Origin of the sequence: Acanthopleuribacter pedis, assembly GCF_017377855.1 — a bacterium.
In the GTDB taxonomy this organism is placed as follows: Bacteria; Acidobacteriota; Holophagae; order Acanthopleuribacterales; family Acanthopleuribacteraceae; genus Acanthopleuribacter; species Acanthopleuribacter pedis.
This window is the reverse complement of sequence record NZ_JAFREP010000039.1, coordinates 63,299-83,613: the sequence shown is the minus strand read 5'-3', so window position 1 is coordinate 83,613 and position 20,315 is coordinate 63,299. Positions and strand designations below refer to the sequence as shown.

23 protein-coding genes are annotated in these 20,315 nt (G+C 55.4%); 1 reads left to right on the top strand and 22 read right to left on the bottom strand.

Annotated elements, in window-relative coordinates; genetic code table 11:
* Positions 1 to 32: 32 nt before the first annotated feature.
* The 22 genes from sctS to J3U88_RS29175 all read right to left on the bottom strand — a co-directional run bounded on the left by sctS (position 33) and on the right by J3U88_RS29175 (position 18,756).
* Complete coding sequence (gene sctS, locus J3U88_RS29280; RefSeq protein ID WP_207862572.1) at positions 33 to 302, bottom strand: type III secretion system export apparatus subunit SctS; 270 nt, start codon at positions 300 to 302, stop codon at positions 33 to 35.
* Positions 303 to 323: 21 nt separating this feature from the next.
* A complete protein-coding gene (sctR, locus tag J3U88_RS29275) occupies positions 324 to 980 on the bottom strand; it encodes a type III secretion system export apparatus subunit SctR (protein ID WP_243436222.1) in 657 nt (218 codons plus the stop codon).
* Positions 981 to 1,201: 221 nt separating this feature from the next.
* Positions 1,202 to 2,251 carry a type III secretion system cytoplasmic ring protein SctQ gene (sctQ, locus tag J3U88_RS29270; protein WP_207862571.1) on the bottom strand — a complete coding sequence of 350 codons (1,050 nt, stop codon included), beginning with the start codon at positions 2,249 to 2,251 and terminating at the stop codon, positions 1,202 to 1,204.
* Positions 2,252 to 2,315: 64 nt separating this feature from the next.
* Entirely contained in the window at positions 2,316 to 3,785 is a 1,470-nt protein-coding gene (locus J3U88_RS29265; protein ID WP_207862570.1) for a type III secretion HpaP family protein, read from the bottom strand.
* Between the two features lie 25 nt (positions 3,786 to 3,810).
* The gene (gene sctO, locus J3U88_RS29260) at positions 3,811 to 4,341 is read right to left on the bottom strand and encodes a type III secretion system stalk subunit SctO (protein ID WP_207862569.1); all 531 of its coding nucleotides are present in this window, start codon (positions 4,339 to 4,341) and stop codon (positions 3,811 to 3,813) included.
* Positions 4,342 to 4,362: 21 nt separating this feature from the next.
* On the bottom strand, positions 4,363 to 5,694 hold the full coding sequence (gene sctN, locus J3U88_RS29255) for a type III secretion system ATPase SctN (protein ID WP_207862568.1): 1,332 nt from the start codon (positions 5,692 to 5,694) through the stop codon (positions 4,363 to 4,365).
* A 35-nt stretch (positions 5,695 to 5,729) separates the two neighbouring features.
* Positions 5,730 to 6,353 carry an HrpE/YscL family type III secretion apparatus protein gene (locus J3U88_RS29250; protein ID WP_207862567.1) on the bottom strand — a complete coding sequence of 208 codons (624 nt, stop codon included), beginning with the start codon at positions 6,351 to 6,353 and terminating at the stop codon, positions 5,730 to 5,732.
* The gene (locus J3U88_RS29245; RefSeq protein ID WP_207862566.1) at positions 6,332 to 7,045 is read right to left on the bottom strand and encodes a SctK family type III secretion system sorting platform protein; all 714 of its coding nucleotides are present in this window, start codon (positions 7,043 to 7,045) and stop codon (positions 6,332 to 6,334) included. Before J3U88_RS29245 ends, J3U88_RS29250 begins: the two co-directional genes overlap by 22 nt.
* Positions 7,038 to 7,838, bottom strand: a complete 801-nt coding sequence (sctJ, locus tag J3U88_RS29240; RefSeq protein WP_207862565.1) for a type III secretion system inner membrane ring lipoprotein SctJ — start codon at positions 7,836 to 7,838, stop codon at positions 7,038 to 7,040. Before sctJ ends, J3U88_RS29245 begins: the two co-directional genes overlap by 8 nt.
* A gap of 89 nt (positions 7,839 to 7,927) precedes the next feature.
* The gene (gene sctI, locus J3U88_RS29235; protein WP_207862564.1) at positions 7,928 to 8,428 is read right to left on the bottom strand and encodes a type III secretion system inner rod subunit SctI; all 501 of its coding nucleotides are present in this window, start codon (positions 8,426 to 8,428) and stop codon (positions 7,928 to 7,930) included.
* Between the two features lie 103 nt (positions 8,429 to 8,531).
* Positions 8,532 to 8,903 (bottom strand): tetratricopeptide repeat protein, encoded by a 372-nt coding sequence (locus J3U88_RS29230; RefSeq protein ID WP_207862563.1) that lies wholly within the window; start codon positions 8,901 to 8,903, stop codon positions 8,532 to 8,534.
* 200 nt (positions 8,904 to 9,103) lie between these two features.
* Positions 9,104 to 9,337, bottom strand: a complete 234-nt coding sequence (locus J3U88_RS29225) for an EscF/YscF/HrpA family type III secretion system needle major subunit (RefSeq protein WP_207862562.1) — start codon at positions 9,335 to 9,337, stop codon at positions 9,104 to 9,106.
* Between the two features lie 86 nt (positions 9,338 to 9,423).
* A complete protein-coding gene (locus J3U88_RS29220) occupies positions 9,424 to 9,675 on the bottom strand; it encodes a hypothetical protein (protein WP_207862561.1) in 252 nt (83 codons plus the stop codon).
* Positions 9,672 to 11,066: a type III secretion system inner membrane ring subunit SctD gene (gene sctD, locus J3U88_RS29215; RefSeq protein ID WP_207862560.1), complete on the bottom strand. Its 1,395-nt coding sequence runs from the start codon at positions 11,064 to 11,066 to the stop codon at positions 9,672 to 9,674. The genes J3U88_RS29220 and sctD overlap by 4 nt, the downstream gene beginning before the upstream one ends.
* A 61-nt stretch (positions 11,067 to 11,127) precedes the next feature.
* Complete coding sequence (sctC, locus tag J3U88_RS29210) at positions 11,128 to 12,891, bottom strand: type III secretion system outer membrane ring subunit SctC (RefSeq protein ID WP_207862559.1); 1,764 nt, start codon at positions 12,889 to 12,891, stop codon at positions 11,128 to 11,130.
* Between the two features lie 263 nt (positions 12,892 to 13,154).
* Positions 13,155 to 13,595, bottom strand: coding sequence for a CesT family type III secretion system chaperone (locus J3U88_RS29205; RefSeq protein WP_207862558.1), 441 nt, complete (start codon positions 13,593 to 13,595; stop codon positions 13,155 to 13,157).
* A 90-nt stretch (positions 13,596 to 13,685) separates the two neighbouring features.
* Positions 13,686 to 14,951: a hypothetical protein gene (locus J3U88_RS29200; protein WP_207862557.1), complete on the bottom strand. Its 1,266-nt coding sequence runs from the start codon at positions 14,949 to 14,951 to the stop codon at positions 13,686 to 13,688.
* 121 nt (positions 14,952 to 15,072) lie between these two features.
* A complete protein-coding gene (sctE, locus tag J3U88_RS29195) occupies positions 15,073 to 16,080 on the bottom strand; it encodes a type III secretion system translocon subunit SseC family protein (protein WP_207862556.1) in 1,008 nt (335 codons plus the stop codon).
* Positions 16,081 to 16,082: 2 nt separating this feature from the next.
* Positions 16,083 to 16,589: a SycD/LcrH family type III secretion system chaperone gene (locus tag J3U88_RS29190; protein WP_207862555.1), complete on the bottom strand. Its 507-nt coding sequence runs from the start codon at positions 16,587 to 16,589 to the stop codon at positions 16,083 to 16,085.
* Positions 16,590 to 16,748: 159 nt separating this feature from the next.
* A complete protein-coding gene (locus J3U88_RS29185) occupies positions 16,749 to 17,246 on the bottom strand; it encodes a hypothetical protein (protein ID WP_207862554.1) in 498 nt (165 codons plus the stop codon).
* Positions 17,247 to 17,326: 80 nt separating this feature from the next.
* Positions 17,327 to 17,638, bottom strand: coding sequence for a hypothetical protein (locus J3U88_RS29180; RefSeq protein WP_207862553.1), 312 nt, complete (start codon positions 17,636 to 17,638; stop codon positions 17,327 to 17,329).
* A gap of 50 nt (positions 17,639 to 17,688) precedes the next feature.
* Positions 17,689 to 18,756: a DUF1521 domain-containing protein gene (locus J3U88_RS29175; protein ID WP_207862552.1), complete on the bottom strand. Its 1,068-nt coding sequence runs from the start codon at positions 18,754 to 18,756 to the stop codon at positions 17,689 to 17,691.
* 804 nt (positions 18,757 to 19,560) lie between these two features.
* Between J3U88_RS29175 and J3U88_RS29170 the strand changes: the two genes are divergently transcribed.
* On the top strand, positions 19,561 to 20,295 hold the full coding sequence (locus J3U88_RS29170) for a glutathione S-transferase family protein (protein ID WP_207862551.1): 735 nt from the start codon (positions 19,561 to 19,563) through the stop codon (positions 20,293 to 20,295).
* The last annotated feature ends 20 nt before the right edge of the window (positions 20,296 to 20,315 follow it).

The following is a 20,315-nucleotide window of genomic DNA, read 5'->3' as shown; positions in this document are numbered from 1 at the left end:
TGGGGGATTCTCTTTCGTTAAAAGATGGTGGGTTACTTAACGGCGTAGGGGAAGGTCTCGAACATTTTGGTACCGAACAGAATCAGCTCGGCACCGACCCAGCGCGCGGTGAGCACGAGGGTCGCAAACACGGCCAAAAGTTTGACCGCAAAAGACAGCGTTTGTTCCTGAACCTGGGTCAAGGCTTGGATCAGGCTGACCAGGACCCCGGAAACCGAGGCGACGATGATCGGTGGTAACGACAGCACCAAAACCAGGGTCATCGATTGAATCGTCATGTCGATGATAGTTGCTTCATCCATGGAGTTCTCCTTGTTCCCGGCTTAAGCGTAGGTCAAAACCAAGCCGTGGATAAGCCGCGCCCATCCGTCCAAGAGGACGAAGAGCAGTAGTTTAAACGGTAGGGATATGGTCATCGGTGAAACCATCATCATGCCCATCGCGAGGAGGATGTTCGAAACAACGAGGTCAATGGCGATGAAGGGTAGGTACAGCATGAAGCCTATTTGGAAAGCGGCCGTGAGTTCACTTACCGTAAATGCCGGGATCAGCACCAGGAAGTGGTCGTCCTCAAGCGCGGCGGCGTCTTCCGGCGGCCACAACGCTTTGGCCGACCGCAGGAAGAACTTGCGCTCGCGCGGATGGCTGTGTTCCAGCAAAAAGGCGCGGAAGGGCTCCTTGGCCTCCATCGCCGCGGCGGCCACGCTTTCGATGTTGCCTTCCTCGATTTGGGCTTCTTTGAATATTTTGTAGGCCTGGTTTCCGACCGGCGCCATCACGTAAATCGTCAGAATGATGGCCAGCCCGTTGATGACCATGTTTGGCGGGATGTTCTGAATACCGAGTGCGTTGCGCACCAGGGACAAAACCACCACCAGCTTGATGAACGAGGTCACCATAATCGCCACGAAAGGCGCGAGTGACAACATCACCAGCACGATGATGATGTATAACGGGTTGGGCATAGTGAATTGTTCCATGATGGAAACTCCGTGGTAACTGACCTGTTTAGGGGGTTGGGTTCATTAATAAGGTAAGGGGGGTTGACCTATTGGTCCGTTTGACCTGCTGGTCCGTTTGACCTATTGGTCCGTTTGACCTATTGGTCCGTTTGACCTATTGGTCCGTTTGACCTATTGGTCCGTTTGACCTATTGGTCCGTTTGACCTATTGGTCCGTTTGACCTATTGGTCCGTTTGACCTATTGGTCAAACAACTCGAGGAAGCGGACGCCCAGGCTTTCTTCAACCTGAACCAATTCACCGCGACCGATGAGTTTGCCGTTGGCGCGAATCGTAACCGGCTTTTCCAGCGGTTGTTCCAAATCAATGACAAAGCCTGGTTGGATCGCGCGCAAATCACCCAAGTTGATTTCCTTGCGACCGATTTCAAAAACCATGTTGATATCGAGGCTGTCCAAACCGTCTGCCATTGCTTGTTCTCCGCCTTCTTGTTGCTCTTGCATTTGTATTTTCTCCACCGTAAAAATTGACTGATTCAGTTTGCCGACCAGGACCATGTCGCCGGGAATGCGCAACATGGCCATGCCGTTGAAGCCCGGTTGCGTGGGGTCGAGCCCGCACTGATCGAACAGCACGATGTCGTGTAACCCCAGGCCGCGCACTTCACCGAGTTGGATCGCGGTAAAACCGACCTCGACGCGGGCGCCAAAGGCCATATTCTCCCAGGTCGTGAACGCAAATGCCTGTATTTTTTCGAGAAGATCGGCAAACAAGGCCATTGCGTTGCCTTTGAAGCTGATTTGCCCGCGGATCGGTTTTTGGTCCTCAAGCCGGATCAGTTGGAAAAACATCGTTTGACCGTAACCCCGGAAAAAGGCGTCAAATCCCTGCTGATCGATGGGATACAACACCTGGCGAACATGGCTGTGCAAGCCGGACCAGACCTCAAACCGTTTCATCGCGCCTTCCAGCACGGTCTCAAACACCGCGTTGCGCAATTCTTCCGGCATTTCGGCCAAGGGCAGGTTGCCCAAGGTCTCACTGACGTTGGCCATAAAATCCATGTGCTCCAGAGCGACCCGCACCTGGCTCTCGCCGGCGCCGATTTCCAAGGCCAAGGTAGGCTGGTACAAAAAGGGGACCGGTGAGAATTTGACTTGGTAACTTTGGTCGCCCAAGTCCACGCTGAAGCAACCGTTCTTGCGGAAAATTCGGTTGAGCAGGTAGGCTTCGTGGCCTTGGATCGTTCTGGGTTCAAATGCTGAAACGGTGGGCGTCTCTAAGCTCATGGTTGTTGCCGCCTTTGGGGTGATTTCTTAAGGGTCGAGGCCGGTACGTGCCGTGCCGACCCGCTTAGTCCTGGGGTTCTTCCTGCATCTCGTCGTAGAGGTTGCGCTGTTGTCGGGAACGGCCGTCTTGATCGCGCTGGTTCTCGCCGCGCTCGGAGCCCTCGGCGAATTGCAAACGCACGTTGATATCGTTGTCTTTGAGTTTCTCTTTCAGAAAATGCTGCAAGTTGTCGGTGCGGTCGTTGAGCAGGCGATAGGCGTCGGTATCCTTGGTCACCAGTTGGATTTCCAGGTTGCCACCCTCGCGGGTAATGCGGACCTCGGTCTCGGGGAGCACCGAATTTTTCAGGATGAGGCGAACCTCGTCCTTGCCCATCGAGGCCGCATCGGAGACCAAAATGCGATCCACAATTTTGTCCGCGATGTCGCTGACCATTTGGGCCGCCTTGGGGGCCTGGGCCGCGCTTACTTCACCGGTGGCGCTGTGGTTCTGTTGCAACATACCCAAAATGGCTTCACCCGCGTTTTGCGGCGTTGCAAAACCATTTTCGCCAACGGCTTCGCTTGCTTTACCGCCTTTGCCGCCGCCTTGACCGCCACCCTGATTGCCGTCGCCTTGACGGCGTTGCAGGGTGCCGAGGATGTGCTCGCCGCTTAAGCGGGTCGTGTCGGCACCGAGCGGAGCGCTTGGGTTATCGCCCGCTTGTTTGGGCGCGCCTTCCGGCAGCGGATTACCCAAGGTGGGCGCTTGTTTGGTGGGCGCCATATTTTGCCACAGCAGTTGTTGCTGACTCTGGGTGACTTCCGCGCCCGCCGGGTGCGGCATGCCGCCGGGTTGGCCGCTTGGCGCCGGGTTGCCCGCGTCGGGTCCCGTCTGGTTGCCGAAGGTTGTTGCATCCGCCCGCGGTGCGGGCGAGGGCGTCGGTTTTGCTTGGGTGCTGCCTGGCTGGGCGGCGATGTCGCTTTGGGGCATCGCATCGGCCGCGGCGCCTTGGTTTTGGGTTTGGCTTTGGGCGTTGCCGGCGAGGGCCGTGTCACCCGAGTTGCGCTGGAACGCCGTGTTTTGTCCGTTGTCCGGGGTTTGACCGGATGGTTGTTGCGCGAAGGGTGAAAGCGTGCGTTCGCCGCCGCCGAAGGCCTTAGCGCCACCGTCGTTTTTTGGCTGTTGCTCGCTGCCCGCCGCTTGCTCGTCCCGAGCCGGTTGGCGTTGCTGATCTTCTTGACGTCGTTCCAAACGCTCGCGCTTGTTGCGCTGCATTTTTTGCATCATGTCCATTTGGGCGTCGGTTGGGTTGTCCAACGGCATATCCGGGTCCCAATGGTCGCTGCCGCCTTGCGATTCACCGCGTTCCTCGCGGCGAGGGTACAGTTCCATCGGCGAGCGTTCGCTTCCGCCGCGTGGATCCGCTTCCCGCTGCTTCTGGCGCATCATATCGCTGAACTGTTGCTGTTCGCGGTCCGTGGGCACGCCGGGCGCGGGCGCCGGGGTTTGTTCCGACGGGGTTTTGTGGGTGGATGTGTCAATGGGTCTCATGATGTTCTCCAGCAGACTTGGGGCTTTACCAGTCGTTACTTAGCCAATCTTCATCGGCGTCATCGTCATCGTCGTCTGGGTTGTCTTCGTCTTTGCGTTTGGTAAAATCTTCAGCTTCTTTTTCTTGTTTGTCGTTTTCCTCGGCCAGCTTTTCTTCCAGCCAGATTTTTTTGTGTTCGTCGATCTTCTGGCGCTCTTTGATCGCCGCTTTGTGTTTTTGGATGGCGACCTCGACCGCTTTCTCGGCATCGACCTTGGCGCGTTTGGCGTCCTCAATCGCCTTTTCAAAGGCGAGATCCCGTTGGCGCAGCATAAAAATGCGTTCCTTGAGGTCGTCCAGGTCGCGAAGTTTCACTTTTTTGCCCTTAATGCCGTCGTAGAGCTCGATCTCTCGTTTCAGGCGCCAGGCGACGTATTCTTCCTTTTCTTTGATTTTGTCTTGGATTGCGCGGGCCGCTTCTTCGACCTTGTACTTGGCGACGGTGATTCCCTGTTGGGCCTCGTCTTCGCGCATGTTGCGAATGTTGAGCAGGTCTTGTAAGACGTACTTAATCATGGCGCCTGTTCCCGGGTACCGTTAGGAAACAAGCTGCATCATGCGTTTGAGCGATTCCTCGAAGGACATTTTTTCGTCCGTGCGTTGTTTCAAAAACGCGTTAATGGCGTCGACCTTGGCCAGGGCCAGATCGGCCATTTTGTCCGAACCTTTTTTGTACTCACCGATTTGCACCAGGAGTTCGATTTCTTGGAATTTGGCCAAAAGCGCGCGCAGGCGTTCGGCCGCTTCCTTGTGTTCCGGTTTGACCACCGCGTTCATCACACGGCTGGCGCTGGCCAGGACGTCGATGGCGGGGTAGTGGCCGGCCTTGGCCAATTTCCGTGACAAAATGATGTGGCCGTCGAGGATCGAACGGGTTTCGTCCGCGACCGGTTCCGTCATGTCGTCGCCCTCTACAAGAACCGTGTAAAGCGCGGTGATCGAACCTTTGTCGGATCGGCCCGCGCGTTCCATCAGCAAGGGCAGGGTGGTGAACACCGAGGGTGGGAAACCGCGACGGGTGGGCGGCTCGCCCGCGGCCAGGCCGATTTCCCGTTGGGCACGGGCGAAGCGGGTTACCGAGTCCATCATCAACAACACGCGTTTCCCTTGGTCACGGTAGTATTCCGCGACCGCGGTGGCGACGTAGGCCGCCTTGAGGCGTTCCATGGATGATTTATCCGAGGTGGCACACACGATCACCGATTTTTTGAGGCCGTCCGGGCCCAGGTCGTGTTCGATAAATTCGCGAACCTCACGGCCGCGTTCCCCGATCAGCGCCAGAACCGTGACGTCGACTTCCGCGCCTTTGACCAACATCGAAAGCAGGGTTGATTTACCACCGCCGGCCGCGGCGAAAATTCCCATCCGCTGGCCCTCGCCGCAGGTCAGCACGCCGTCGAGGCAACGCAAACCCAGCGGTTGCGGGGTATCGATGATTTGGCGTTTGAGTGGATCCGGCGGTGCCGCGTAAACCGGGTAGTAATCCGAGGCGTGCAGCGGGCCCTTGGTGTCCTCGTCAAGGGGTTGGCCCAGGCCGTCCAGTACGCGGCCCATCAGTTCGGGACCGACCGGAACCATGTGGATTTTGCCGGTGGGAATGACCTCGGCGGCCGAGGAAATACCCACCATGTTGCCCAGTGGCGTAAGCAGGGCACAGCCCTTGGAGAAACCCACCACTTCCGTTTGCACTTCAAGGTCTTCCCAGGGGTTTTTCAGAATGCAAATTTCGCCGATTTTCACCGCCGGTACGACCGCGCGGATAATCGTGCCCACAACCTGAACAACCCGGCCTTTGACCTCGAGCGGAATCGTCTCTTCGATGGCGTTGTTGAGTACTTCGGTAATGTAACCTAAACTGCTGCCTTTCATCGGCGGGTTCTCCTGGTTGGGTGGTGGCATGCGGGTTAGCGGCGGCTCTCAAAGGCTTTTTTGAGGGCGGTGCGAATCGCGTTTAATTGGATTTCGAGGCTGGCGTCGACTACGCCGATCTCACTTTCGAGCAAGCAGCCGCCCTCTTGCAAGCGTCCGTCGGCGACCACGTCGATGAAGTTGATTGAGGGGAAATCGGCCATAATCGAGGTCAGGTTTTCGCGGACCGTTTCCAACTGTTGCGGCGCCACGCGCAGGGTGACCTGTTTTTGGTTACGGGCGACCGCCAGAACCGAACGCACGATGCGCAGGATCAGGGCGCGGTCGTCGAATTCGCCCAAAATCTTTTTGACCGCCAGCAGCACCGTGTCGGTAATTTCGTTTTCAATTTTGGCGAAGTAATTCACCGTGCTTTCGATGGTGTCCATCATTTGCAGCGAGAGGTTGAACTTACCCTCTTCCAAACCGTCGTCGTAGCCGCGTTTCTTCTCGCTTTCGTAAACCGCGCGGGCCTCGGCGACAATGCGGTCGGCCTCGGCACGGGCCGCATCGATCAACGCGTGCACCTCGGTGTACGCCTGGTACGCCTCGGCTTTAATCACTTTCTGACCGGGGCTGAAGGAAAAGCCCTCTTTTTTTAGCCTAACAAAGGTGCCCATTGCGGATTTACCTCGTGCGTGAGAATTTTTTTGATAATGCGCCAAGCACTCTCTTTTTTCAGGTTTCGCCACGCGCGTTGCTTGTCGCTAACGCGCTGGCTGGGGTCCAAATCCAGACCTTCGCCCTTGGGAAACTTAAACTGAAGCCGTTGGATCACGCTGGTCGGTTCACCGTAGAAACAGGCGTTGAGCAGGTGTTTGCCGCAGGCATCCGTGTATTCCGCCAAGGTTTGGTCGTCCGTTTGGCGCGGGACCGGAAATTCGAGGTTACCCAGCAGGAAGGACGCTTTTTTGAGGGCGAATTGGTAACCGTCGTCGCCGAGGTCGCGGCGCATTGCCAAGACCTCGTGTTTGAGAATGACTTTTTGGATTTTTGGCGCGTTGAGGGCGATGCCCGCCAGTTTGGCCGATTGGATTAAGTTTTCCGGCGCGAATAACGCCAGACGTCGTGAAGAAGCTTCGAAGTTGTAGCAGAAATCGTCGGCCAAGCCGTAGTGGGCCAGCATGTGTTTGGCCAGCTTGCGTTCGGCCGCCGGGTGGCTCTGAAGGCGTTCGAACAAACCCGCGTCCACCACGCCTTCCAACCAAGACCGGTGCATGTAGCGCGTCGGCAGGGTGTTGAACTCGTGGATCAGCGGCAGCAGTTCGGTATCGCCTTTTTTGAGCAGGTAGCCGAGGTAGGTTTTATGCATCGGCCGAGGCCTCGGCCAATTCTTTACCGCCGAGACCGCCCGCGGCTTTCAGCTTTTGGAAGAACACCACCGCCGCGGCGACGGCCGCGACCAGCAAGACCGTTAAGAATCCAAAAACCCCGTAAAACAGGTTCAGCGATTGGTTCTCCACCTGCATGCCGAGGACCTTGGTCAGCACCGGACCTTCTTCCTCCGGCATGGCTTCGGCCGCGAACATGGCAACCGTGACCTTGTCGTAGGACAGCCCCTCGATACTGTTGGTGACCAGCTTTTTTATTTGCGGCACATTGGCCGTGACGTTGGTTTCCTCGCGGTATTTGACAAATACCGAGGCCGATGCGGGTGTGAGTGAATCGCTCAAGGGATTGTTCTCGGGCAACACGATGTGGACCCGTGCCGAAACCACGCCGTCAATTTGTGAAATGGTTTTGCCGATTTCTTGGGACAGGGCGTAAATGAAACGAATCCGTTCTTCCAGCGGTGAGGAAATCAAACCTTCTTTTTTGAAGATTTGGCCCATGCTCTCGAATTGATCGCGCGGGTAACCCAATTGCTTCAAAAGTTCGACGGATTCAGCCAATTTGTTTTCGTCGACGTGTAAGTTATAGAGGTTCTCATCGCCTGGCATCTTTTGACTGCTGATACCGTGCCGCAGCAGAATCGCCAGCATTTCATTGACCTCTTGTTCTTGCAGATTGGAATAAAGCTCAACCTTACAAGCCGAAAGAAAAAGCACGGCCGCGAGAAGGACCAAAAGGCGAGATGGATTGCGGAAGATGTGTTGGAATGTCATGGTTTCGTTCCCAAAAGTGATGATGCGGCAGGGTAGGGGCGGGGATCGCCCATCGGTCGCGCCGCGACCGATGGGGAATGGCGCGCCCGTTACTGGTTGCGGAACAGCGTCTGGACACCTTGGCTCGCCTTGTCGGCGACCTTGGTGGTGATGTCCTGTTGCAGGTTCATTTGCATGATTTCCATTTGCAACTTAACACCGTCTTGGAAGTTAATCGGTTCGTTTTTACCAACTTCGAGCAAGTGGCTGAGGTTGTTCACGTGGCCCTCGTGGGTCGCGGATATCTTTTCCATTCCCTTGAGGATCACATCGCCGAGGCTTGCGCCCTCTTCCACTTCCATGGAAGGAACCGCCGCTTCTACCGCGTTTTCTTTGACACTGACGGCTTGGATTTCGCCCGCATGGATTTCGGCTTTTTCGACGCCGGTATTTCCGTCGACCACGCCGTCGTTTTGCGCTTTGAGCAATTCCTCAAAACGGGTAACGTCGGCTTGATCCGGTTCATCAAATTGCTGTTGTTGTTGGGTGCCTTGTTCCAACTGCTGTTGGACAACTTGTTGCACGCCTTGCTGTGAGGCCGGCTCCAGCATGCTTCCTCCTAACTGTTGCGCGGGGAGTCCCGATGGGCTGGGTCATGGTGGGCGCGCTTCCGAAGGAGCGCTTCGGGCAAAAGGTGCGCCGCGACCGAGCCGTTTAGGTTCCCGCGAGTAAGTTGCGCGCCAATTCGACGGCGGTTTCGTTTTGGTTGTCGTCGATGACTTGGTTCAGCACCGATTCGCTTTCGCCGTTGAGGCCCGCTTGCATCAGCGCAAGCCCCAAAAAGGCTTTGGTCAAAGGGTTCTCGGGATTTTTAGGCAGGGCGTTGTCGCGTAAAATACGCACCGCATCTTCCGTTTGCTTCATACCCAGGTGGGTCATGGCGAGGCCGATGTGCGGATATTCACTGTCGGGACGAACCGCCGACAGGCCCTCGAAAATGGCAATCGCATCTTTGAAATAACCATAGCCGCCGGCCAAATAACCGACTTCCATTAAATCTTGAACGGACTGTTGGGGGATTTCCATCTGGGTTGCTCCTTGCTGGTGACATTGGGCGCGGGATCGCCGTGGCGGATCCCATCAAAATGAAGGGCGGGGCCGGGTCCGACAACGCGTGGACCGAATGCTTGGGGACGTCGGGTCGGAACAAGCCGACCCGACCTTCGCCCACCTGCCTCACCGCGTTTGTGTCTTGCGACCGCGACGGCGAGACCCGTGGGTGCGGATTAACGGATGTTGGAAACCGTACTCTTGAGGCCGTCCCCGAGGGTTTTCAGGGCGTTCGACTGAAGGTTGGTCGCCATCGTCCACTTTTGCAGACCCATCTGAAGACGGATCAGCGACTGTTGGTCCGCGGTTGCGGCGTCGTAGTTGTCCATTTCCGCGGCGAGAGACGCCTCAAGGGCGGCAACGCGCTCGGCAATGCTTGCGTTAATGCTGTCTAAAGTGATACCTGACATGGTGAACTCCTTGCTGTTTGATTGGTTGGGGTTGACGAGGTGAGTAGGGTTGATCTTGGATCGGCGCGTCCGCGTGTCGCGGCTGCTTAGCCTGGCTTATTCGCTTTTTTGTGGATGCGCATCCAGACTTTGCCGACCGTGACGGCCGCCACGTCGCACGCGTCGCGGAACTTACTCGCCGCGGAAAAATCGTCGGGGGCGAGCCCGGCGTCCATGGCTTTTTTGGTATTTTGCGCCTGACCTAACAGTCGTTCAATGAGGACTGCTTTTTCTTTGCCCTCGGCGTCCTGACTCAACTTTTGTTCAATCTCCAAAAAGGTCGTGGTTTGCTCGCTCATGAGCCGCCTCCCATTTGATATTCGAACTCTTGTCCATTGAATTCGAGAATTAACTTATCGCTGTGAATTGCCTTGATGATGTGCCCGCTGGGTAAACGCGAGCCTTCAAACAATTTGTCGCCTTTGGCCGTGGTGATGTAGCGTTGGCTGCCGACACTCACCGTGGCGATTTGCAGGGCTAATTTATTGCTGTTCTTGGCTTTACGGGGTTTGACCGGGGTGACCTCGTTAAACTGCTCGCGCATTTCCAACAGTTCGGGGTACTTCTCGTTGTAGTTTTGACGAACCAAATCCCAGCTTTCCAATTGGTTCGGGCCGAGATTGCCCTTGACCACCAACCGTTTACCGCCGTGTAGTTCCAACTTAACAACATCCAACAAATCTTCTTTCTTCATTTCTTTGTAGAAAAAATCCAAAAGGTCGGGCCAAGTCACCACGTCGTTGGTAATCGCCTCAATGCCGGAAATATCGGCCAGCATGGTGCGAACCGCTTTGAGCAAAACGTCGGCTTCCTCGGTGAACCCGTGAATTTCAATATTTCCCGCACCCAAGCTGCGAACCCCCAGGTTGAGGCTGTAGATGCCGAGTACCTCGTTGGCCGAGGTAACCAAGGCGTCTTCCGCCACTACCTCAAAAGATACATCGACTTTTTCTTTACGCAAGGCGCGGCCCAATTGCAGCTTTTCTTCTTGGGTGGCCACGTAGCCGCCGAGGGTCAGTCGCCGGTTGGTTTTTTGGAACAGACTGAGGTGGTTCATGGCCAAGCGATCCAGAATGACGATCACCTTTTCGCTGGGCGTACCCAGGTCGGCGATGGGCACGGTTTCGTCGCCCGGCTCTGGTGTGAACAGGCGGGAGAACCAGAAAATCGCCAAAAAGAAAAACATCAACGCCAACGCCAAACGCGCGCGTTTTTTGGTTTTTGCCTTTTTGGCGGCCTGGGCCGCCTGTTCTTCTTCGCTGAGTTCCTCGTCTTCATCGGGCTCGCTGTCGAGCGGTTGTTCCTTGGTTTTGGCTTCCGGGTCGATGCCTTGTTTGCCGCCGTCCTGATTAATCAGGTCGGGCAAAAAGAACATCGGCCATTTTTCATCGACCGGGCCCAAGCCGAAATGCGTGGTGCCCGCCGTGATGATGCTAAAGGGTTGTACTTCCGTTTCGCCCGGATCCGTCACCCGCTCACCGCCGACCATGACCACTTCCTGACCGAAGGGACGGACAAAAATTTGACCGCCGCTGAGTTTGAGCGTCAGGTGCTTGTCCGCCATGTTTTGATCGTGGAGGATCAGGTCGCAGTCGTCGTCGATACCCATGACATAAGCGCCGCTGTTCAGAATGATTTCCGCGCCGACTTGGGGACCCGAAAAAATTTTGAGCAGGAGTTGGTTTTGCATGGTGCCTCAGTGTTTCCTTGGTGGATGATGGGTGAACGGATGAAACGGGTGAAGGAGTGGCTTATTTCTTGGGTTTGGGGCGAGGGCGGGCCGGATCGATGTCGAGTGGCAACTCTTCACTGTCCAGCTCGTTGGTGTAACGGGGTTGGACTTCCACAAACCGGCTCGGGTTTTCGGGGTCGATGATGCGCGGGGTGAGCAGGATCAAGCGCTCGACCATTTCGTTACGACGGGTTTTGTTGCGGAACAGGTTGCCGAAGAGTGGGATGCGGCCGAAGAAGGGCACTCTGCTTTCGGTATCGGTCCGTTTCTCGAGGACGTAACCGCCGAGCAACACGCTTTCGTTGTGGCGGATGACCGCCTGGGTGTTGATCGTGGTGTTTTGCACGATGGGAATCGCGTCGACCCGGTTTTCGGTAACGCTGCCGTCTTCCAGTTGAATGCTGAGTTTGATCTTTTTGTGTTTGCCGTCTTCGATCAAATGGGGCGTGACGCGCAGGGTGACACCGGCGGACACGTTAAATAGGTCGACCTCGCGATCCCCTTCCAAGCGGACGAAGAAGGTTTGGTTGGTGGTCAACTGCGCTTCAACATTGTCCAGCGTGACGATGGACGGGCGCGAGATGATGTCGGCCTTGCCGTCGGCTTCCAGCAAGCGGATGCGGGCGATGAAGTTCTCGGCCGCGTCACCCAAAATGGTGGTGAAGGACAAGCCGGCACCGGCGGTGAGTGGGCTGTTGTTGAAGTTGAAATCGGCGTCGGCTTCGTTGGCCGCGTTGTTGAAGTATCCCGCGCTTGCATCGCCGGGTTTTTCGTAACGCCAATCGACGCCGACCTCGTGGGAGTAATCCGTGTTGACTTCAATGATGCTGGCGTGAATTTCAATCAAACCGGCGGGGACGTCGAGGGATTCGATGATTTGGCGGTAGAACGCGATGTTTTCGCCCTTGTCACGCACGACCACCGCGTTGTTGCGGACGTCGGCCATGATCATGGGGACCGGGGTTGGTGGTCCGGTTTGCGGTGATTCGTCGCCACCGCTGTTTTGCGCTTGCAGGTCTTCGGCTTCGTCGTCTTCAAGGTTGCCGATGGCCGACATGCCTTTGCCCTTGAGCTTGTCACGGGTGGGCTTGCGGCGGCGGTCCCTTGATTCGAGTGTTTCGAGCCCGGTGGAACCGGTCAAAATGCCGCGCAGGACGGTGACCACCCCGGGTACGGTAATTTCGCGGTCGTTGAAGCTGAGCAGTTGGTCGTCGGCCCAGGCGTATTTCAGTTCAAAGACTTCGACCACATCGCGCGAGGCTTCCAGGGCCGTCATGCGTGCCGCGTTGGCGTCCATACCGACCGCGGTTTGTACCGCGAGTTCAACGTATCGGGGTGGACCGGTCACGTAAACCAGACCCTCGGATTCCAGGGCGCGGATGGGAAAGCGCTGGTCGAGGATTTGTACCGCGTCGAGTGCCATCATATAGCGGTCGATTTTGGCGAATTGCATCGTCAACATCTCGGATGCCATTTCGCTGCTGTGATAAATGTAAAGGACCGTGCCGTCGTAGTACCAAATGAGGTTGTAGGCGGCGGTTAAACGGTTGAGAAAGTCGGCCGGGTCCAATTGGGTAAATTGACCGCTGACCGTGCCGGTGATTTGCTCACTGATGATCGTGTAGATGCCTTGGTCGGCGCAAAAGTTTTGCAGCACCGTGTTGAGTGCTTCCTCGCGAACTTGCAGCGAGTACTTTTCCGGTTTCCAGGGGATCTCCGCCGCGTGGAGCGGGAAAAAGCTGATCAGCGTTAACAGGCTAGGTAATAAAAGTAAGTGTTTCACGACGAGTGCATTCCTCTTTGAATACGAATTGAGAACAATGAAAAGCGGCGCGATGAAGCATCGGCGCCCAAAAAGGACAAACAGTGAGCATCCGGCGATTCTAACCTGTTTTGTGGGCGGCGAAACATCCTTTGCTTGGGAAAGAATGCTTGTCGCGGGTTTCATCGGCGTTCCTCGCGCGGGGCTCCCTTTCTTTACACGCTGGTCGCGGCCGTTACGCAGAAATTTCATGAAACCAAGTGTGAGCGAAACGTTGAACGGTTTTACGGGAAGAACATGTTCATGGGTGGACGCTGGAAACTGGTTGCTTCCTGCGTCGGGGTCGCCATCCAAAACTCGAGATTGTTGAGGTAGGTTTCGACAATCTCTTCGAAATTGTCCACCGTGAGACCGGCGGTTTCGAGGCGACGGTAGATCACCATTTCGTGGCTCTCTTCCTCGTAGGCCAACATTTCGTGGCTGTCGGCCAGTTTCCCCAGGTTCATTTTCATCATCTTTTTGACTTTTTGCTCCGCCGCGTGGGCGTCGTCCTGGGGAATGCGGCAAATCGGGCTGAACAACAGCAGGCGGTTGCGGCCCTCGGCGAGGATGTTGAGGATCAGTTTGCCGTCAAAGTGAAATTCGAAGTGACCCTCGGGTTCGGGTTCCATGCCGTTGAGTCCAAATCGGTTCGCTAGGCTGTTGATCAGTTTGGAAGCGTCCATGGGTTACCTCGATGTGGTGTTCGAACGGGGAAAGGTGCGGGGAAACAAGAAAAGGGCCGGCCCCCTTGAGGCGGCCGGCCCAGGGCTTGATTAAGCCATGATTTTCTTGTTGGTTTCGGTACGCGCGGTCAGGATGGCGTTCAACTTCTCGCGGATGTCGCGCTCCAGATCGCGCAAGCCCGCCATGGTGTCGTCGGCGTCTTTGGCCAAGGTTTCCGCGTGGGTCGCGTTGATCTCGTGATCCTTTTGCGTTGCCTCGTGGCCTTTTTGCTCGGCGTTGAAGTGTGCGGAAGCCATTTGGCCGCCACCGGTGGTGATACCGGAAGCACCGGCCGCGTAAGCGTTCATGCGTTGAGACTTCTGCAGGTCGGCTTCGGCCTTGGTGGTCGCATGCTTGGCACCTTGGTCGATGGTTTTCTGGTCTTTGTCGAGCAGAACTTCCGTTTTCTCTTCCTTGCTCAAGCCCTTCTTATTGAACTCTTTGTCGAAATCGCGGTTGGCGATGCGTGAGGTTTCCTGAGCGTCGGCCAAGTCCGAATTGGCTTGCTTGAGGTGGTTGGTCGCATTGACTTCTTTTTGCTGGGCAACCTTGAGATCTTTGGCGGCGTTGTCCACTTCAATTTGCTTGGCGTCGATCTTGGACTTAGGCGCACCGTCCGCTTTCAACTGGTTCAACTGCGCGTTCTTGGTGTCCAAGTTGGTCTGCGCCGTTTTTACATCGGCTTTGGCGGCGGTCAGGTTCTTGTTCGCGCTAACCACGTTCTGCTGTTGAACCTTCACGTCGTCGGCCGCGGCGGCAGCGTTGGTCTGGGACGTTTTCAAGCTCTGCTGGGCGGAGGTCGTTTTGGTGGCGCCCACGGAACCTTTCATGGCGGAGGCCGACTTCAAGCCGCCCGCGACGCTCATCATACCGCCGGCGGCGGAAACAGCGCCCATCACCATGCCGGAGATGAAGGCGGATTTGGCGGCTTTGCGGATCTCGTCGGCCGCTTTGTCCAACTGACCGATCTGCATGTCGCGCTGAGAAGCACGCTCTTCACGCGCCGTCTGGCGGTTCAGGGTGGTCATTTCGTGGAACAGGTACAGCAGGGTGGAGATGTCACCGGCCGTTGAGGTGTCCATTTGGCCCATCTTCCCGGCGACTTCGTTCAGTTGCTTGTCGCTGGGGTTGGGGTTGTTGGGTGCTTCAAGCGCCAACTTTTGAACCGCGCGGTCGAGGGCCAGGTTTTGCTTGTCGCTGACCGTCAGGGTTGCGGTTTCAGGATTGTTGTTGATCGCTTCCAGTTGGGAATCAAATTCGGTCTGCAGGTTACCCCAGGAAATGGGATTCTGTCCGCCTACGCCGTCGATGCTCATGGTGTCCTCCGATGTGGATACAAACTTTTACTGTGGCTTCCAAAAAAATGAAGCAGGGTGGGATAAGGTTCTGAAAGGAGGCGGCCGGAAAGACCGCCTCGGGGGGGTTTAGACGTGAGCCTTAAACCATGTTGCGTTGGATCTTGGAGGTTTGTTGCGCGGTGGTGTTCATCATTTGAATCACAGCACTTTTAGAGTCTTGCAACTGTTCCATGATCTCTTTCAAGCGGTCCATCTCTTCGGACAGCGCGGCTTGAAGTTTCGCCATCATTTTTTGGAAGTCGGCAGCATCGGCTTGTGCCTGCATCGCATCGTTTTGGTAGCCGGCCTGGACCATTTGAGAGGTACCTTGACCGACCATTGCCACACCGGCGGCAATTTCCGAACCGATTTTGATCATATCGGCGATCTGCTTGGTTTGGGTAGCGAGGTTACCCGAAGCAGCACCACCGCTTGCGACCGCGGCTGCGATGTTGATGATGAGTACGGCGGCCGTGATCGTGATACCCGCGATCATTTGCGCTTCTTCATCACTCAATTCTTTTCCAAATGCCCCGGCGATGTCTTGGATCAACTTACCGAATTCCTCGGTGATGGTGTCCATGGCACCGGTTTCTTGCAGAACCATCATGGTCATGTTGAGCGCGGCTGCCGCGAGCAGCGGTGCAGCGGCACCACCGGTTGCGACGGTTGCGGCTACAGCAGCGACCAAGGAGAGCGATGCGGCGATCCAACCGAAGACCTTGCCAAACATGCCGCCTTTGTCGGCTTTTTTCATGGCGTCGATGGCTTTTTGAAGCTGGTCGAGACGGTCGTTGTGAGCTGTCTCTTTCTTGGCCATGTTGTGTTGGATGTCTTCTTTGCTGGTTTTGAGCTGGAGCTCACCGACTTTGTTACGCAGATCCAACAACATCAGGGCGAGGTCGTCGGTATCTTTCATGTTGGCGGGCGCTTCCAGTTGGGGGCGGCCACCTTTGGGCGGGGGACCTTGGAGGCGCGGACCTTCGTTTTCAGCGAGGAAGGTAAGCGCCTTCTGTATACTTTCCTTTAACTGTTCGATCTCCTGGCCGCTGTCGATGTCGGCACCGTAGGCGTTGGGGATCGAAAAATTACCGTCAATCGTTGACATGTTTAGACTCCTTGTTTTTCTTCTTCGTTGGGTTTCCGTTGCAGCAGGTCCAGCAGGCTCTGCGCGCGATCCTTGCTCTCTTTATTCTCGGGTTTGTCGCCCGCCCAGTGGATGGCCGCGGCGAGTGCGCTTTCGGCTTCCGCGTAGCGTTCCAGGGCGAGGAAACAATCACCCGCATGCAGGTGTGCTTTGGGATCTTCGATGTCGTAGACCGCTGCCAGGCTGTAGGCTTGAACGGCGCCCTCGTAGTTTTTCTGCATCTGGCGGCAAGCTGCCAACCCCATCAAAAACTTGCGTTCCATGTGGTCCATAAAGCAAAGGAACTTGAACACGTCTTCCGCATCCTTATACTTACCGTGGTTGTAAAGGTTGAAAGCCATACTGTAGATGACGTCCATGTCCTCCGCGGATAAGCCCCGAATGTCGGCCAGCGTACCGCCCTTGGTAAGGAAGGTTTCAACGATGTCTTTGTAGTCGTCCATTGAAAATTCAGAAGGCTCGGTTGCCATGTTTCAATCTCCTTGATGGTAATCAATTGCTCTAAGGACTGGAACTTGCGCAAGGTGGTGACTTGTTTTGCGCTGCTCGTTTGAGGGATTTTACGTTGCTTCTTAGCTTTTCGCAAAGCCGGCGTAGCAACGATGCGTGCTGCCTGATTAGATCGGCGATTAGCCCATGTTGCGGATGATGCCGTCTTTGGAAGCAGAGAACTTTTTGATGAAGTTGGTCATCATGTCGAACGCTTGAGAGTACTTGTTGTTCAAGCTCTGCAAACGAATCATGTCCATTTGAGAAGAGCTGTTGGTGGAGTCGATGAAACCTTTGAGGTTTTCAATGTTTTGGTCCCACTCGGACTGGTTGATGTTGCCGGTTTTGATGTCGATGCCGTGGGTTTCGGCGAATGCTTTGATTTCGTCAGAAACCTGAGCCTTACCGGAGTCCTTGGCAGGACGCAATTCGCGTGCTTTACCGAGAATGGCTTGAGCGTCTTTCAACAAAGCGTTTTTCTTTTTCATTTCGTTGGCTTGGTCCATCAACTGGCCGTTGATGTTCTCGGCGCGTTCCATCTGCAACATCACCATTAAGGTTTCGATGTCGAGTACTTGGCCGTCCATGTTGGCGGTAGAGGCGCCGATTGGGGTGATGTTTCCGCTGATCTCAGTCATGATGATTCTCCTAAATTATTTTCTAATGAGTGCTGGGTTATGGTTCGATGCCGTTGGTTCGTCCTACTAACCGGTTTCGTTTAGATGCGCATCCTGGGAATTCGTGCCTTGCTCCGGCGCGGCGACTTCTCGCTTTTGAAGGCGTCTACCGCGGCGCGAACGTCGGCGGCGACTTCTTCTTCCCATTCTTCCAGTTCCTTGAGGACTTTTTGGCGTTCCGCCTCAGGTACCTTATCGCTTTCGAGATAACGTTTTGCGGCGTCCCGTTCAATCCCTAAATCTTGGTAAAAGTCATCGGTTTGTTGGAGCAAGCCTTCCGTTTGGCGGATGAGTTTGTCCATGCGGTCGATGATGTCTAGGGATTGTTCCTCCGGGGATTGTTTTGCGCTCATAAAAACCAGCCTCCTGATGATGTGGATGTGGACGAGGACGTTAAGGGCTATTAGCCCATGTTGCGGATGATGCCGTCTTTGTTGGCGTCGAACTTCTTGATGAAGTTGGTCATCATGTCAAAAGATTGCGTGTATTTGTTGTTCAGGCTCTGCAAACGGATCATGTCCATTTGAGAAGTGGCGTTCAGCGTGTCGATCGTGCCTTTCAGGTTCTCGATGGTAGAAGCCAGATCGTCGGCGCTCAATTGGCCGTCGCCGTCGGAGTCAACGATGGTTACGCCGTTGTCCTTCAACCACTGAACGGTTTCGGGGTCAACGTCAACCTGCTTTTGCTGGTAGGTTTCGGCAGCGTTGGTTGCTTCGCTCTCGAAGTGCATTTTCCAGTTGCCTTGGTCGTCGCCCAAGTCGGTGCCACTGCCGTCGGTCCACTGGTTGACGCTTGCGTTGGCGTAAACATAGTGGCCGTCTGTGGTGTCCATGTCCAACTGGCGACCGTTGAGGCCGACGTCGCTGATGCTCAGCGGGGTGTCGTCGTTTTGGGTCAAACCGGTAACTTGGATTGCTTGGTCACCTTTGGTGATGGTCAAGGTGTCGGAAGTGGTGTAGTCGCTGTTGCCCCATTGCTTGGTGCCGACAGAGATCTTGGTGCCGTCTTCCAGAACGAAGGTGGTGTCTTTTTTGAAGTCCCAGTCGGTGCGGCCGTCGTTGTCTTCGTCAACGTGCGGGTCGCCCCAGATGCGGGTTTCGGAACCGGGGATTTTTTCACCGTTGTCGTCCAACTTGGACAGGGTCCACTGAGAGCGGCTTTCGTTCAGTTCGATTTGGTAGCCGTCGAGCGTGATCACGTTGCTGTTTTTGTCAACGTTCCAAGTTACATCGTCGGGGGCTTGTGCGTTGGCCTGAGCGACGCGCAAGTTCGCCATGACTTGGTTAGCCTGTTTCAACTTTTCGTTGGAGGCTTTCATTTGGTTGGCTTGGTCCATCAGGGAACCGTTGAGCGTTTCAGAGCGCTCCATTTGCAGGGTCAAAAGTAAGGTTTGAATGTCGAAGGGCTCTAAGTTGCCTTCACCGAGGTTCATTCCCTGAATGCTAGGATCTGAGTTAATTCCATCTACCATGGTTTGTTCTCCTTGTCTTTTTTATAAAGATCTGTCGGTTGAATTAGGTGACTTCGGACAGTGCTCCGCCCTTTGCGCTTATGTTCTAGCGCAATGCTTGTGGGTGAAGTTGTTGTGCGTTGAGGTCCCTATGTTGCTGTTCAACCCGGATAGCTCACGTCTTGGCGAAGCGTTTTTCGCCTACCGGCAACCCCTCGCCGGTATGTTGTGAAATATATCCGTTAATTGTGGAGCAAATATGTAGGGTAAACGTTTTTTCTCCCTGTTGGGAGAGCTTCGGTTGATTTGCCTCTTTGTGTAGGTAGTTCGATCTAGGTAAACACGCCCGAAAACGTCAACAACCTGCTTTTGAAAAAAGGAGAAGCCTTGTTGCGCAACGGTTTTCACCGAACCACGTTTCCACGGTGCTGGGCATCAATCAAAAGACCGGGTTGCAAGACCACCTACCGCCGCTTGCGGTCCGTTGGTCAGAGTGTGATTCGGATCACGCGTTTCCCTGATGGAAACCTGTAAGTCCGCCCGGTCAGCCTGCAAATGTGGAGTTCTCGTGGTGAAACGGGCTCCATATTCGGCAGACTATGGATACGAATGAACGCGTTTGGTGATTGGTACCCCCATTCTGTTGATAAGGTGAATTAACTGTCAAGGAGAAAACATCCCTCGATAAGAAATTTGCGCTAGTTTCGTGTTCCGCTCCATTTGCGTACCCTGTCGATTGCCGGTGTGACGTGAATCACCCTCGCCACGTCCGTGACAACGCGTTATCATGCTTCCCTACATTATTAATATGAAGGTGGTGTCGTTATGACCGTCCGGCTTTACCAATTTATGATCTCTCATTACTGCGAACGCAGCCGTTGGAACCTGGATTACAAGCAGGTGGACTTCCAACTCGGCAACTGGGTGCCCGGCCCCCACATTCGCAAAGCCAAGAAACTCGGCTTCAAGCGCTCGTCCGTGCCCATCCTCGATTACCACGGTGAGCGGTTTCAGGGCTCTGACAATATCGCGCGTTTCCTCGAGGAGAAAATCCCCCAAAACCCCTTGTGGCCGGAAGACCCCAAGCTCGCGGCCGAGGTCGATGAGTGGACCCAGGTTGCCGATAAAGAAATCGGTATCCCGTTACGGGCGATCCTCTACGGGGAATTGATTAAGTACCGCGGCGATGTCATTGATCTGTGGTGCCAGGACAACCATTTCGGCAACCGCTTGCTGTGCCACCTGCTGTTTCCCACGCTTAAGAAGAAGCTCACCTACTTTTATAAGTTGGAGCAACGCCCCCAACACGAACAAACCCTGGCGGCCGGTTTGGAACGCTTTGACGCCGCCTACAGCGAACGGGAGTTCCTCGTCGGTGATCGCTTCACCTTTGCGGACCTTTCCTTTGCCGCCCTGTCGGCACCGCTCGCGTTGCCGCCGCAACACCAGGTCAACTGGACCGAGCCGCCCCCCGAACTGGTCGACTTTTTCAAAAGCCATGAATCGCGTCCCGCGATCAAGCGTACCCTCGCCCTCTACCGTGATTACCGCGGCCGATAACCGCGCGTGCACAAGGGGAG

Excerpts from the sequence above, each read along its gene's own strand:
- sctR (WP_243436222.1), bottom strand. The coding sequence starts at position 980 with ATGGAACAATTCACTATGCCCAACCCGTTATACATCATCATCGTGCTG.
- sctQ (WP_207862571.1), bottom strand. The coding sequence starts at position 2,251 with ATGAGCTTAGAGACGCCCACCGTTTCAGCATTTGAACCCAGAACGATC.
- J3U88_RS29230 (WP_207862563.1), bottom strand. The coding sequence starts at position 8,903 with ATGGAAATCCCCCAACAGTCCGTTCAAGATTTAATGGAAGTCGGTTAT.
- sctN (WP_207862568.1), bottom strand. The coding sequence starts at position 5,694 with ATGAAAGGCAGCAGTTTAGGTTACATTACCGAAGTACTCAACAACGCC.
- J3U88_RS29245 (WP_207862566.1), bottom strand. The coding sequence starts at position 7,045 with ATGCATAAAACCTACCTCGGCTACCTGCTCAAAAAAGGCGATACCGAA.
- sctE (WP_207862556.1), bottom strand. The coding sequence starts at position 16,080 with ATGTCAACGATTGACGGTAATTTTTCGATCCCCAACGCCTACGGTGCC.
- J3U88_RS29250 (WP_207862567.1), bottom strand. The coding sequence starts at position 6,353 with ATGGGCACCTTTGTTAGGCTAAAAAAAGAGGGCTTTTCCTTCAGCCCC.
- J3U88_RS29220 (WP_207862561.1), bottom strand. The coding sequence starts at position 9,675 with ATGAGCGAGCAAACCACGACCTTTTTGGAGATTGAACAAAAGTTGAGT.
- sctS (WP_207862572.1), bottom strand. The coding sequence starts at position 302 with ATGGATGAAGCAACTATCATCGACATGACGATTCAATCGATGACCCTG.
- sctI (WP_207862564.1), bottom strand. The coding sequence starts at position 8,428 with ATGCTGGAGCCGGCCTCACAGCAAGGCGTGCAACAAGTTGTCCAACAG.
- J3U88_RS29170 (WP_207862551.1), top strand. The coding sequence starts at position 19,561 with ATGACCGTCCGGCTTTACCAATTTATGATCTCTCATTACTGCGAACGC.
- sctD (WP_207862560.1), bottom strand. The coding sequence starts at position 11,066 with ATGCAAAACCAACTCCTGCTCAAAATTTTTTCGGGTCCCCAAGTCGGC.
- J3U88_RS29200 (WP_207862557.1), bottom strand. The coding sequence starts at position 14,951 with ATGAGCATCGACGGCGTAGGCGGACAGAATCCCATTTCCTGGGGTAAC.
- J3U88_RS29225 (WP_207862562.1), bottom strand. The coding sequence starts at position 9,337 with ATGTCAGGTATCACTTTAGACAGCATTAACGCAAGCATTGCCGAGCGC.
- J3U88_RS29180 (WP_207862553.1), bottom strand. The coding sequence starts at position 17,638 with ATGAGCGCAAAACAATCCCCGGAGGAACAATCCCTAGACATCATCGAC.
- J3U88_RS29265 (WP_207862570.1), bottom strand. The coding sequence starts at position 3,785 with ATGAGACCCATTGACACATCCACCCACAAAACCCCGTCGGAACAAACC.
- sctO (WP_207862569.1), bottom strand. The coding sequence starts at position 4,341 with ATGATTAAGTACGTCTTACAAGACCTGCTCAACATTCGCAACATGCGC.
- J3U88_RS29190 (WP_207862555.1), bottom strand. The coding sequence starts at position 16,589 with ATGGCAACCGAGCCTTCTGAATTTTCAATGGACGACTACAAAGACATC.
- J3U88_RS29185 (WP_207862554.1), bottom strand. The coding sequence starts at position 17,246 with ATGACTGAGATCAGCGGAAACATCACCCCAATCGGCGCCTCTACCGCC.
- J3U88_RS29205 (WP_207862558.1), bottom strand. The coding sequence starts at position 13,595 with ATGGACGCTTCCAAACTGATCAACAGCCTAGCGAACCGATTTGGACTC.
- J3U88_RS29175 (WP_207862552.1), bottom strand. The coding sequence starts at position 18,756 with ATGGTAGATGGAATTAACTCAGATCCTAGCATTCAGGGAATGAACCTC.
- sctJ (WP_207862565.1), bottom strand. The coding sequence starts at position 7,838 with ATGACATTCCAACACATCTTCCGCAATCCATCTCGCCTTTTGGTCCTT.